12 protein-coding genes are annotated in these 12234 nt (G+C 37.3%); 11 read left to right on the top strand and 1 reads right to left on the bottom strand.

What is annotated here, in order from left to right; all coding sequences use genetic code 11:
- The first annotated feature begins 41 nt into the window (after positions 1-41).
- From KSK37_RS09095 to KSK37_RS09065, 7 genes are all read left to right on the top strand, one after another.
- The gene (locus tag KSK37_RS09095) at positions 42-1652 is read left to right on the top strand and encodes a glycosyltransferase family 39 protein (protein WP_217200967.1); all 1611 of its coding nucleotides are present in this window, start codon (positions 42-44) and stop codon (positions 1650-1652) included.
- Positions 1653-1766: 114 nt separating this feature from the next.
- Positions 1767-2180 carry a 30S ribosomal protein S12 gene (gene rpsL, locus KSK37_RS09090; RefSeq protein WP_015806756.1) on the top strand — a complete coding sequence of 138 codons (414 nt, stop codon included), beginning with the start codon at positions 1767-1769 and terminating at the stop codon, positions 2178-2180.
- A gap of 26 nt (positions 2181-2206) precedes the next feature.
- Complete coding sequence (rpsG, locus tag KSK37_RS09085; protein ID WP_088358809.1) at positions 2207-2683, top strand: 30S ribosomal protein S7; 477 nt, start codon at positions 2207-2209, stop codon at positions 2681-2683.
- Positions 2684-2689: 6 nt separating this feature from the next.
- Positions 2690-4807: an elongation factor G gene (gene fusA / locus KSK37_RS09080; protein WP_088358808.1), complete on the top strand. Its 2118-nt coding sequence runs from the start codon at positions 2690-2692 to the stop codon at positions 4805-4807.
- A gap of 19 nt (positions 4808-4826) precedes the next feature.
- A complete protein-coding gene (gene rpsJ / locus KSK37_RS09075) occupies positions 4827-5132 on the top strand; it encodes a 30S ribosomal protein S10 (RefSeq protein ID WP_031503579.1) in 306 nt (101 codons plus the stop codon).
- Between the two features lie 254 nt (positions 5133-5386).
- Positions 5387-5869 carry a low affinity iron permease family protein gene (locus tag KSK37_RS09070; RefSeq protein ID WP_088358807.1) on the top strand — a complete coding sequence of 161 codons (483 nt, stop codon included), beginning with the start codon at positions 5387-5389 and terminating at the stop codon, positions 5867-5869.
- A gap of 324 nt (positions 5870-6193) precedes the next feature.
- Positions 6194-8419, top strand: a complete 2226-nt coding sequence (locus KSK37_RS09065) for a zinc-dependent metalloprotease (protein WP_217200966.1) — start codon at positions 6194-6196, stop codon at positions 8417-8419.
- Between the two features lie 78 nt (positions 8420-8497).
- Here KSK37_RS09065 and KSK37_RS09060 read toward each other — a convergent pair whose 3' ends face one another.
- A complete protein-coding gene (locus KSK37_RS09060; RefSeq protein WP_217200964.1) occupies positions 8498-8902 on the bottom strand; it encodes a hypothetical protein in 405 nt (134 codons plus the stop codon).
- A gap of 951 nt (positions 8903-9853) precedes the next feature.
- Between KSK37_RS09060 and rplC the strand changes: the two genes are divergently transcribed.
- From rplC to rplB, 4 genes are read left to right on the top strand one after another with little or no spacing between them, the layout of a single operon-like run.
- Positions 9854-10480: a 50S ribosomal protein L3 gene (gene rplC / locus KSK37_RS09055; protein WP_088358804.1), complete on the top strand. Its 627-nt coding sequence runs from the start codon at positions 9854-9856 to the stop codon at positions 10478-10480.
- A complete protein-coding gene (gene rplD / locus KSK37_RS09050) occupies positions 10471-11100 on the top strand; it encodes a 50S ribosomal protein L4 (protein WP_088358803.1) in 630 nt (209 codons plus the stop codon). The genes rplC and rplD overlap by 10 nt, the downstream gene beginning before the upstream one ends.
- Before the next feature lie 3 nt (positions 11101-11103).
- On the top strand, positions 11104-11394 hold the full coding sequence (gene rplW, locus KSK37_RS09045; RefSeq protein ID WP_088358802.1) for a 50S ribosomal protein L23: 291 nt from the start codon (positions 11104-11106) through the stop codon (positions 11392-11394).
- Between the two features lie 17 nt (positions 11395-11411).
- Positions 11412-12233 carry a 50S ribosomal protein L2 gene (gene rplB / locus KSK37_RS09040; RefSeq protein ID WP_088358801.1) on the top strand — a complete coding sequence of 274 codons (822 nt, stop codon included), beginning with the start codon at positions 11412-11414 and terminating at the stop codon, positions 12231-12233.
- Position 12234: the final 1 nt, after the last annotated feature.

Raw genomic sequence — 12234 nt, 5'->3', positions numbered from 1 at the left:
TAAAAGTTGAGATAAGGAATTAAATTTTGCATATTTGCACCATGAGGAAGTATTTATATGCGTTTTTACTAATTTTCACAATTGTCACTGGTTTTTATTTTTTTCTTGGTTGGTGGCAGTTGCCGGAAGGTCATCGCTATATTTATCCTATTGATGATGTATATATTCATTTAGCTTTAGCAAGGAATTTTGCAGATTATGGAATATGGAGTGTTAACACCAGTGGCTTTGACAGCGCCTCTTCCTCCATACTATACACATTGTTACTTACTGCATTAATAAAAGTCTTTGGAGACTGGGAATATTACCCATTAATTATTAACGTCTTTTTTGGATACCTCACTGTATATATGGTGTACAGGTATTTCAAAGAAAATTATGGGGAGCGCGAGATGAAGTGGGCAATTGTATTGCTTCTTCCTTTTTCTATGTTATATTTTTCTGCTTTATTGGGTATGGAGCATACGCTTCACATGTTCTTAATAACTGTGGCAGTTTATCTAATTCATCAAAACGTAAATTCTGATTTCGATCGAAGAGACTTTTTGAAAATGCTTGCTGTTGTATTTTTCATTTCGGTTATAAGGTTTGAAAGCATGTTTTTTACAGTGAGTTTAGCTCTGGCACTTTCGCTGAGAAAAGAAATTTGGAAATCGGTGTTGGTTTTGATCACCGGCTTTTTGCCTATTGTTATTTTCGGCTTAATCTCTGTAAAAAGTGGCGGATACTTTTTTCCCAATTCTGTCATGATAAAGGGAAGTTATCCTTCAGATGAACATTTCTTATATAGTATATGGAATATTCTGGAGAAAGGAATTTTGCTTAATTCCAGTTTTTATAAATGTCTTTTCTTTCCGTTTGTAATTATTGTGGTTTATTTAATTAATAAATACAGAAAGTCAAAAATCACTGTGCTTTTTAAATCTGAAACATTAATCATAACGGTGGTTTCGATGGCGGTTTTGCATTCTCTTTTTGCTTTCCTGAAATATAGGTACGAGAATTACGTGATGATTGCTGTATTACTGGTCATTATCCCGATTATTGCTGACTTTTTTAAAGGATTTTCATTCAAAAACATAAAAGTTAATTTATCTGATCTCTTAATGATTGGCAGCGTGACCGTTGTGATTATGGTTTCTGCATACCGTTTTGTTTATCATCATTTACCGCTGAAATACTCAAGCAAAGGTATCAATGAGCAGCAAATAGAAATGTCCAGGTTTTTGGGGGAATATTACAAAGGAGAAAAAGTATTGGCTAATGATATCGGTGCCATTTCCTATTTCAGTCATGTGCAGCTGTTGGATATGGTGGGCCTTGGAAGTACAGATATTGCAACAATAAAAATTAATAATAAGCATCATTCGCGGGAGCGTTACATTACAGAAAACAAAAAGTATATTACAGATTATGCCAAAGAAAAAAAATGCGGAATTGCTGTAATTTACCCTGAATGGTTTCCGGGAAGCCCGCCAGCAAATTGGATTCCTGTTTCTTCATGGACATCTTTCGCAAATTATGGACCGGCTATCAGCAGGATTGTTTTCTATGCCTTAAAACCTGAAGAGGTGGCGCCTCTTCAGAGAAATCTTTCCAAATTTAATCTTGATAGTAATGTAAAGCAATGGTTTTATATATATCAGAAATGACACTAAAATGATTATGATGAAACGCAAATCGCAAATTCTTATAAATTAGATAATTGTGTTTTGTAGATTAAAAAATAATCATTAGTTTTGCACCCTAAAATAAAAAGCAATTAAATGCCTACTATTCAACAATTAGTTAGAAAAGGAAGAGTCGCACTTACCAAGAAGAGTAAATCGGCTGCACTTGATTCCTGTCCACAAAGACGAGGTGTATGTACAAGAGTATATACTACCACACCTAAGAAACCTAACTCTGCACTTAGAAAAGTTGCAAGGGTAAGACTTTCTAACGGTAAAGAAGTCAACGCTTATATCCCGGGCGAAGGACACAATCTTCAAGAGCACTCGATAGTATTGGTACGCGGAGGAAGGGTGAAAGACCTACCGGGAGTACGTTATCACATTGTTCGTGGAGCTTTGGACACCGCTGGAGTAGCCGGCAGAACACAGAGAAGATCGAAGTACGGAGCTAAGAGACCAAAACCAGGTCAGGCAGCTGCAGCACCAGCAAAAGGTAAGAAAAAGTAATCATTAATTTTTAAAGAAACGAAACAATGAGAAAGACGAAAGCGAAAAAAAGACCGTTGTTACCGGATCCTAAATTTAATGATCAGCTGGTAACGAGATTTGTAAACAATTTGATGCTGGATGGTAAAAAATCTATCGCATTCAAAATTTTCTATGATGCTTTAGACCTTGTAGAAAGTAAAAAAGGAGAAAACGAAAAAACTTCTTTGGAGATCTGGAAAGATGCTTTAACCAACGTAATGCCTCACGTAGAAGTACGTTCAAGAAGAATCGGTGGTGCTAACTTCCAAATTCCAATGCCAATCAGAGCTGACAGAAAAATTTCTATGGCAATGAAATGGTTAATTAAATATTCAAAAGCAAGAAACGATAAATCAATGGCTCAGAAATTAGCTGCTGAAGTTATCGCTGCTGCAAAAGAAGAAGGTGCTGCTTACAAAAAGAAAACAGACACTCACAGAATGGCTGAAGCAAACAAAGCATTTTCACACTTTAAATTCTAATCTGAAATGGCAAGAGATCTTAAACTTACAAGAAACATTGGTATCGCTGCGCACATTGATGCAGGGAAAACCACCACTACAGAAAGAATTTTATTTTATTCCGGAAAGAATCACAAAATTGGTGAAACCCATGAAGGTGGTGCTACTACCGACTGGATGGAGCAGGAAGCTGAAAGAGGGATTACCATTACATCTGCAGCAGTAACTGTAGACTGGAAATTCCCAACTGAGCAGGGAAAAGCTCTTCCGGAAGCCAAAGATTATCACTTCAACATTATCGATACACCGGGACACGTTGATTTTACCGTAGAGGTAAACCGTTCCCTTCGTGTACTTGACGGACTTGTATTCCTTTTCTCTGCAGTAGATGGAGTAGAACCTCAGTCTGAAACCAATTGGAGACTTGCGGACAACTATAAAGTTGCACGTATGGGATTCGTAAATAAAATGGACAGACAGGGAGCTGATTTCCTGAACGTTTGTAAGCAGGTAAAAGAAATGCTTGGTTCTAATGCAGTTCCAATCGTATTGCCAATCGGTGACGAAGCTGATTTCAAAGGTGTTGTAGATTTAGTGAAAAACCGTGCGATTGTATGGCACGATGAAAATCATGGTTCTACTTTTGATATCGTAGAGATCCCGGCTGAGATGGCTGACGAAGTGAAGCAGTTCAGAGCACAGCTGATTGAAGAAATCGCTGCATATGACGAAAATCTTCTTGAGAAGTTTATGGAAGACGAAAACTCCATTACTGAAGAGGAAATTCATGCTGCACTTAGAGCTGCAACTTTGGATATGAGCATCATTCCGATGACATGTGGTTCTTCATTCAAAAACAAAGGAGTACAGTTCATGCTTGATGCTGTTTGTAGATATCTTCCTTCACCAATGGACAAGGAGGCAATCGACGGTACAGATCCAAGAACAGATGAGCCTATTTCCAGAAAACCTTCAGTTACTGAGCCTTTCGCGGCATTAGCTTTTAAAATTGCAACAGATCCTTTCGTAGGAAGACTTGCATTCTTCAGAGCTTATTCAGGAAGACTTGATGCTGGATCTTACGTTTTGAACACAAGATCAAACAATAAAGAAAGAATCTCCCGTATCTTCCAGATGCATGCCAATAAGCAAGAGCCTATTGAATTCATCGAAGCTGGGGATATTGGTGCAGCAGTTGGATTTAAATCCATCAAAACTGGTGATACCCTTTGTGATGAGAAACATCCTATCGTTCTTGAATCTATGGTATTCCCTGATCCTGTAATCGGTATCGCGGTAGAGCCTAAGACTAAAGCTGACCAGGATAAAATGGGTAACGCTTTAGCAAAACTTGCTGAGGAAGATCCTACTTTCCAGGTTAAAACTGACGAAGCTTCAGGACAGACAATCATCTCCGGTATGGGTGAACTTCACCTCGACATTATTGTTGACCGTATGAGAAGAGAGTTCAAAGTTGAAGTTAACCAGGGACAGCCACAGGTAGAGTACAAAGAAAACCTTACAATGTCTGCTAACCACAGAGAAGTTTACAAAAAACAATCTGGTGGACGTGGTAAATTTGCTGATATCGTGTTCGAATTGGCTCCGGCTGATGACAACAAACCAGGTCTTGAATTCATCAATGAAATCAAAGGGGGTAACATTCCTAAAGAATTTATTCCTTCCGTAGAAAAAGGTTTCAAAGAAGCGATGAAGAATGGTCCTTTAGCAGGTTTCGAAATTGAAGGTATCAAAGTAACTTTGAAAGACGGATCTTTCCACCCTGTGGATTCAGATGCACTTTCTTTCGAACTTGCAGCGAAGATGGGCTTCAAAGAAGCTGGTAGAAAAGCTAAACCTGTAATCATGGAACCAATCATGAAAATTGAAGTGGTAACTCCAGAAGAATACATGGGTGATATCGTAGGTGACCTTAACAAAAGAAGAGGTACTGTAAATGGTATGGATGACCGTAACAATGCGAAAGTAATCAAAGGATTCGTTCCGCTTTCTGAAATGTTCGGTTATGTAACTACATTGAGAACACTTTCTTCAGGTAGAGCTACATCTTCTATGGAATTCGAGAAATACGAAGCAGCACCTTCAAACGTAGCTGAATCTGTAATCGAAAAAGCAAGAGGTTAATCTTTAAATCTAAATTAAAATGTCACAAAGAATCAGAATAAAATTAAAATCTTACGATTACAATTTAGTAGATAAATCTGCTGAGAAAATCGTGAGAACGGTAAAAGCAACCGGCGCTGTGGTAAACGGCCCGATTCCTTTGCCAACGAACAAGAGAATCTTCACCGTATTGAGATCTCCGCACGTAAACAAAAAAGCAAGAGAACAGTTCCAGCTTTCAGCTCACAAAAGACTGATGGACATCTATTCTTCTTCTTCTAAAACTGTAGATGCCCTAATGAAATTAGAGCTTCCTTCAGGAGTTGACGTAGAAATTAAAGTGTGATAATTTGCACTTTGCTATGATAGAAATTCCCTTTTCGAAAGAAGAGGGAATTTTTTTTGTTTTCGGGGATCAGGATTTATTGATAAAATCCTCCGGTTTATTAATTCTATTTTTAATACCAAAAACATACAGCTGCTTTGTTTTTTCCTTAATCTTACTTGAGAGCTGTCATATTTCGGATTGCAGTACATTTTAGGACGGATAATATTAGCACACTATTTGTTCGCACACTTCGTGATCAAAAATTAATACAAATGGAAAACGGACAGAACAAAAGTTTTTTTGACGATTTTGCGAATTGGGCAAGTAAATTTACCGGAAGTGCCGGCGCTTTTATCGGCGCTACAATTTTGGTAATTATCTGGGCGGCTACGGGTCCTATATTCAAATTTTCTGAGACCTGGCAAATGGTGATCAACACCGGTACAACGATCGTTACCTTTCTCATGGTTTTCCTCATTCAGAAAGCGCAGAATAAAGATTCTAAAGCCATACAGATCAAACTGAACGAACTGATTGCAGCCCATGAAAAAGCAAGCAACAGAATCGTCGATATCGAGGATTTGACCGAAAAGGAACTCGATAAGCTGCATAAATATTATGAAAAGCTGTCATCGCTCGCCGAGGAGGATGAGGATCTGCATATGTCACACTCCATTGATGCCGCGGAAGACAATCAGCAGCTGAAAATGCGGAACCGGAGGATAGAGGAGGAAATAAAAAAAGAAGACCAGTAGCTCTTTCCGATTTCCTGAAAGATTCAGTTTTTACTCAAATTTCAGTCAGTTTATTTTTAAAGTTGAAAATTTGCTGGGTTATAATTAACCGTTTCAAATTCAGTTCATTCCAAAAACTTCAGCATACCCTGAAGTTTTTTGCATTAAATATCAAAATACTATTCATTTTTTGATGGGACTTTTTTATTTTTCATAACCGTTGGACTTTTCTGTAAGGTTTAATTTATTTAAATAATACTTGTGTAATAAATATGATAGATATTTCAATATTTTATTAAAAATATAGACTGTTTTTATTTACATTTGTCGCCTTAAAAATTTAACATGAATAAGAATATTACTTCTTTATTTCTAGGATTACTTACTTTATGTTCTTTCACTGCAAAGGCGCAATGGAGCAAAACAGCAGGAAACGAATCTATCACTAGAAAAAGCGACAATTCTGTCTATTACAAATTAGACATGAACAAGATCAGGATGCAACTTTTGTCTGCCCAGAAAGTGGGTGACCTGAGCAAACCTGTAACGATTGAAATTCCGAATGCTGAAGGTAAAATGGAAAGGTTTGCAGTAAATAGTTTTCCGGTTTTTGATGAAGCTGTCGCTGCGCAGTACCAACTGGGATCTTATGTAGGAACCGGGATAGATGATCCTTCTAAATACATCCGCTTCAGTGTGGCTCCCAATGATTTTCAGTCGATGATGATCAGCAACGGGAAATATGAATTTATCGAAGCAGCCAACGGTGAGAAATCGATTTACTCATTACACAGCAAAACCAGTAAAGAAGGACATGCATTTGCCTGCAAAACCAAAGAGGGTGTTGCTTCTGTTGCTAGATTACAGAAATTCATGGATGATGCCGAGGGTAAGTCCAATAACAAAAAATTCCATACATTGAGACTTGCAATGGCAGTAACAGGAGAATACACGACGTACTTTAATGGGACAGCAGGTGCACTAGCTCAAATCAATGCAACGATGACGAGGGTTAATGGGGTTTTTGAACAAGAGTTTAATTTACATCTAAATGTTATTAATGCTCCCAATTTAATTTTCACTGATGCTGCAACAGACCCTTTCAGCCCTGCCTCAGAATTTTGCAAATGGAATTATGAATTGATGAACACCCTGCATAATGGAGCTTTTGGGGTTAATGATAATGATTTTGACATTGGTCATTTATTCGGCGCGACTGGTGGTGGTGGTAATGCTGGATGTATCGGTTGTATCGGAAGTAATGATACCGCTTTTACCTCTTATCCCGCAGATCCGCAAGATTGTGGTTATGCCTATTTATCACCAGATAATTACAAAGGAAGTGGTATTACCTCTCCGGCAGATAATCAGCCTTTCGGTGATAATTTTGACATTGATTATGTAGCACATGAAATGGGCCATCAGTTAGGTGATAGCCATACATACAGTTTTTATGAAAATTACTTAAATAAAGAAATGGAGCCAGGTTCTGGTTCTACTATTATGGGATATGCAGGTATTACAGGTTCTACTACCGATGTACAAGCGCATTCTGACCCTTACTTTCATAGTGTAAGTATTGATCAGGTTCAAGCTGTTCTTGCTGCAACTAGTGTTGATGTAGAAACACCTATTTCAAATAATCCACCAGTAATTACGCCAATGTCTACCACTTATACAATTCCAAAAGGAACTGCATTTGTTCTCACCGCAGTGGCTACTGATCCAGATATGGATGCACTTACCTATTCTTGGGAACAAGTAGATTATAGTAAACTGAGTAATGGTGTTACAAAATCAAATATCGGAAATACTGCTTCTGGAGCTAGCTTTAGATCTTTGCCTGCAGTAAGTTCACCAACCAGATATTTCCCCAAATTATCTACTGTATTAGGTGGTGCTGTAAAAAATACAGCCGATTTTGAGGCTGCTTCTACTGTAGCAAGAACTACCAATTTCCGTGTTACCGTACGCGATAATAAAATTGGAGGACAAGCTCAAACAGTCTCTGCAAATCAGGTTGTTGTAGTAGGTGCCGCCGCAGCTTTTAAAGTAAATGCAGCTTCTGGTGCTGCTGGAAGTCCTGTAAATGTGACTTGGGTTGTTTCAGGGACTACAGCTGCTCCATACAATGTTGCAAATGTAAAAATTGATTATACTACTGATAACGGTGCCACTTGGACAGTTCTTTCTGCTTCTGCTCCCAATAATGGAACAGCGGCTGTTACTTTCCCTTCATCTTTAGGGGCTTCGACTCCTTACGTAAGAGTTTCTGCAATCGGAAACGTATTTTACGCAGTGAATAAGGTAACTTTAACCGCAGCACTTGCAACCTCAGAAATTGGGAAAAATATAGTTCAAATTTATCCTAATCCTGCAACTGATGTTCTTTTCGTTAAAAACATTTCGGCAAAATCGACTTATACAATCTATGATGCAACAGGAAGATTAGTCGCAAAAGGACAGATTGATGACGGGGAGATCAATGTAAGCAGTTTACTAAAGGGATCCTACGTGATTTCATTTGCAAATGATGGCAGTGTAACCAAAACTAAATTTATTAAAAAATAACTAGAGCTTTTCGTGGATACAAATGGCTGCTTCACCATAAGGGAAGCAGCCATTTTTTTTTAACAATCAATTGGAAATCTATTTCTGTAGTTCTGGCGATTCTACAGAAACAGAACCATCTTCTTTCGATGTGAATTGAATTTTATGATCTTTCAGTAACTTATATTCCATAATTTGGTAGATTTCATCTAAGTCATACTTTTCATAATACATCCCATCTTTTATCCACCAGGTACCTTTTCTGTTTATTTTTTGCATTCTTCCTTTGATGGACAAAATTTCAGATTTAGTAAAGCTTCCATCTGATTTTCTTGTAATTTGCCAACTCTTATGAATTGGACTTTTACTGTTGGGTAAAGCTCCGCTCCAGGTTCCAACAAAAGATTGATCTGGATTTTGATTATTACTGTTTTTTTGAAATGTCGCAGTTTGACAATTGAGGAGCAAAACGAAACAGCAGTGTAGTAGCAATATAATTTTCATATTTTTAATTTAATTTTTCTCTAAAGTGATTATGATAAGAACAGGTTCCATGTAAAGCTTTCGAAGTATGATTTTGGCTATGCAATATATTAATTGGGTAGTTTCTGTTTAAATGTTTTTTCACTTCTTTTAATTGTTGGTCAGAAATCTCTGCTTTATATATGGTAAAGATCGATATTTTCCAGATAGTTTTAAAGTAGGAATGTCCAAAATCGTATCTCAATCGTTTTTTCTAAACGGGAAGAAGTGGAGTAGCAGATTAAATATACTTTTTTACCGATGGAATTTCCGACAGTTTGCTTTTTTTACTTGATTAAATCTTAAAGTACAAGTGAGCTCTTCCTACCGAAAAATCTGTGATTGGTTTCTTTACTAATTCCCGTAGTCCAGTCGCAATCTTCATTAACCTCAGAATTTCAACATCTTCCATTTCTCAAAATTAGTTCTCAAGTTTACAGTTGATCGAATAAATGTTGAGTTCCTTTTTCTTCACGAATTTTAATGACTAATTGTCCGGTCAACTTCCCAAACTGCATTTAGGACCTATTTTATGATTTGCATATGTGATACTCGAACGACGTTGCGAAATACGATGAGGAATTGAAAGATGCTAATCTTAGAATAAAGAAAGAAATAAAAAAAGAAGACCAGTAGCTCTTTCCGATTTCCTGAAAGATTCAGTTTTTACTCAAATTTCAGTCAGTTTATTTTTAAAGTTGAAAATTTGCCGGGTTATAATTAACCGTTTCACAGTCAGACATTTCAAAAACTTCAGAGTATCTGAAGTTTTTTGTATTAAATATCAAAATATTTTTAACTGCCTGTTTGTCAATTCAAAAAAACTTCATACATTTGCACACTCAATTTAGGGAAGAAGTATGCCTATTTCAGAAATAGAAATCACCTAAACCTCGATTGATAATAGTGAATTTTAAATAATATATATAAACAATGTCAGGTATTATTGGTAAAAAAATCGGGATGACTTCCTTGTTTGACGAGAACGGCAAAAACATGCCGTGTACTGTTATTCAGGCAGGTCCTTGCTCGGTTTTACAGGTCAGAACCGTAGAAAAAGATGGGTACAAAGCTGCTCAGCTTGGTTTCGATGACAAGAGTGAAAAGAACGTTGGTAAAGCGTTAGCTGGCCATTTTAAAAAGGCTGGTTCTGCTCCAAAAGCTAAGTTGGTAGAATTCTATCATGAATTCGTAGACAACTTATCTGTAGGAGATGAAGTAAAAGTTAATCTGTTCGCGCAAGGCGAGTATGTTGACGTTACAGGAACTTCAAAAGGAAAAGGTTTCCAGGGGGTTGTTAAAAGACACAACTTCGGTGGGGTAATGCAAGCGACTCACGGACAGCACAACAGACTTAGAGCCCCAGGTTCTATTGGTGCAGGTTCCGACCCGTCAAGAGTATTCAAAGGAATGCGTATGGCAGGTAGAATGGGTGGTAAGCAAGTTACCGTTCAAAACCTTGAAGTGTTAAGAGTAGATGAAGAACAAAATCTTTTAGTAGTAAAAGGTGCTGTTCCGGGAGCAAAAAATTCTTATGTAATTATCAGAAAATGGAACTAGTAGTATTCAATACATCAGGAAAAGAAACCGGAAGAACAGTTCAGTTAGATGAGGCAATCTTCGGAATTGAGCCAAATCAGCACGCGGTTTACTTAGAAGTGAAACAATTCCTTGCTGCTCAGCGTCAGGGAACACATAAATCAAAAGAAAGAAGCGAAATTACTGCTTCTACAAGAAAGCTTAAAAAGCAAAAAGGATCTGGATCTGCGAGATACGGTGATATCAAATCGCCAACTTTCAGAGGTGGAGGTAGAGTTTTCGGTCCAAAACCAAGAGACTACAGATTCAAACTGAACAAAGCTTTGAAAAGATTAGCAAAAAAATCTGTGCTTTCTCAGAAAATGAGAGACAATTCAATTAAAGTTTTAGAAGCTTTCAACTTTGAAGCTCCGAAAACTAAAGAATTTATCACACTGAACAATGCATTAGGATTTGAAGGTAAAAAATCTCTTTATATTTTACCGGAAGCTAACAAGAATGTATATCTGTCATCAAGAAATTTACCTAAAACTAAAGTTTTGACTTATAACGAGATCAGTTCTTATGATTTAGTAAACGCTGGCGAGATTGTATTTTTAGAAGGTGCTATCGAAAAATTTCAGGAAAACTTAAGAAAATAAATCATGTCTATTATTATTAAACCTATCATTTCAGAAAAAGCAAACTATCTTACAGATTTGAGAGGAGCTTATTCTTTTTTTGTGAATACAAAAGCGAATAAAATCCAAATCAAAAAAGCGATAGAAGAAGCTTACGGTGTAAAAGTAGCAGACGTAAGAACAATGATTTACGCTCCTAAAGTTTCCTCGAAACACACCAAAAAAGGATTACAGGTTGGGAAAACCAACAAATTGAAAAAAGCAGTTGTTTCCCTTGTTGAAGGTGAAGTGATTGATATTTTTGCAACGAATTAATTAAATAATCAATAGTAATGTCTGTTAGAAAATTAAAACCTATCACCCCGGGACAGAGATTCAGAGTTGTTAACAACTTTGAGGAAATTACTACCAACAAACCAGAGAAGTCTCTAACTGTTGGTATTAAAAAGTCAGGTGGTCGTAACAATACTGGTAAAATGACCATGCGTTACACCGGAGGTGGACACAAACAAAAATACAGAATTATCGACTTCAAAAGAAACAAGTTTGATGTTGAAGGAACGGTAAAAACTGTAGAGTACGATCCGAACAGAACTGCTTTCATCGCGCTAGTAGAATACACAGACGGAGAGAAGAGATATATCATCGCTCCAAACGGTATCAAAGTGGACCAGAAAGTAATCGCTGCGGAAACTGCAGAGCCTAACGTAGGTAATGCAATGAAATTGAAGAACATTCCTTTGGGAACTGTTGTTTCTTGTATCGAGCTGAGACCTGGTCAGGGAGCAGTAATGGCAAGAAGTGCAGGATCTTCAGCACAGTTAACTTCAAGAGACGGTAAATACGCGATCGTAAAATTACCTTCAGGAGAATCCAGAATGATTCTTACTGAATGTATGGCAATGATCGGATCTGTTTCCAACGGCGACCATCAGCTTACCGTTTCAGGTAAAGCAGGTAGAAGCAGATGGTTAGGAAGAAGACCTAGAACAAGACCGGTTGTAATGAACCCTGTAGATCACCCAATGGGAGGTGGTGAAGGTAAATCATCAGGTGGTCACCCAAGATCTAGAAACGGTAAACCGGCTAAAGGTTACAAAACAAGAAAGAAAAACAAAGCGTCTAACCGATTTATCGTATCTAAAAGAAAATAAT

The organism is Kaistella soli, from assembly GCF_019038595.1.
GTDB classification, from domain to species: Bacteria; Bacteroidota; Bacteroidia; order Flavobacteriales; family Weeksellaceae; genus Kaistella; species Kaistella soli.
This window is presented reverse-complemented; position numbering and strand designations above follow the sequence as displayed.

Bases quoted from the DNA above. Each gene is read 5' to 3' on its own strand.
- rplC (WP_088358804.1), top strand. From the start codon at position 9,854: ATGTCAGGTATTATTGGTAAAAAAATCGGGATGACTTCCTTGTTTGAC.
- fusA (WP_088358808.1), top strand. From the start codon at position 2,690: ATGGCAAGAGATCTTAAACTTACAAGAAACATTGGTATCGCTGCGCAC.
- KSK37_RS09060 (WP_217200964.1), bottom strand. From the start codon at position 8,902: ATGAAAATTATATTGCTACTACACTGCTGTTTCGTTTTGCTCCTCAAT.
- rpsL (WP_015806756.1), top strand. From the start codon at position 1,767: ATGCCTACTATTCAACAATTAGTTAGAAAAGGAAGAGTCGCACTTACC.
- rplW (WP_088358802.1), top strand. From the start codon at position 11,104: ATGTCTATTATTATTAAACCTATCATTTCAGAAAAAGCAAACTATCTT.
- rplD (WP_088358803.1), top strand. From the start codon at position 10,471: ATGGAACTAGTAGTATTCAATACATCAGGAAAAGAAACCGGAAGAACA.
- rpsG (WP_088358809.1), top strand. From the start codon at position 2,207: ATGAGAAAGACGAAAGCGAAAAAAAGACCGTTGTTACCGGATCCTAAA.
- KSK37_RS09065 (WP_217200966.1), top strand. From the start codon at position 6,194: ATGAATAAGAATATTACTTCTTTATTTCTAGGATTACTTACTTTATGT.
- KSK37_RS09070 (WP_088358807.1), top strand. From the start codon at position 5,387: ATGGAAAACGGACAGAACAAAAGTTTTTTTGACGATTTTGCGAATTGG.
- KSK37_RS09095 (WP_217200967.1), top strand. From the start codon at position 42: ATGAGGAAGTATTTATATGCGTTTTTACTAATTTTCACAATTGTCACT.
- rplB (WP_088358801.1), top strand. From the start codon at position 11,412: ATGTCTGTTAGAAAATTAAAACCTATCACCCCGGGACAGAGATTCAGA.
- rpsJ (WP_031503579.1), top strand. From the start codon at position 4,827: ATGTCACAAAGAATCAGAATAAAATTAAAATCTTACGATTACAATTTA.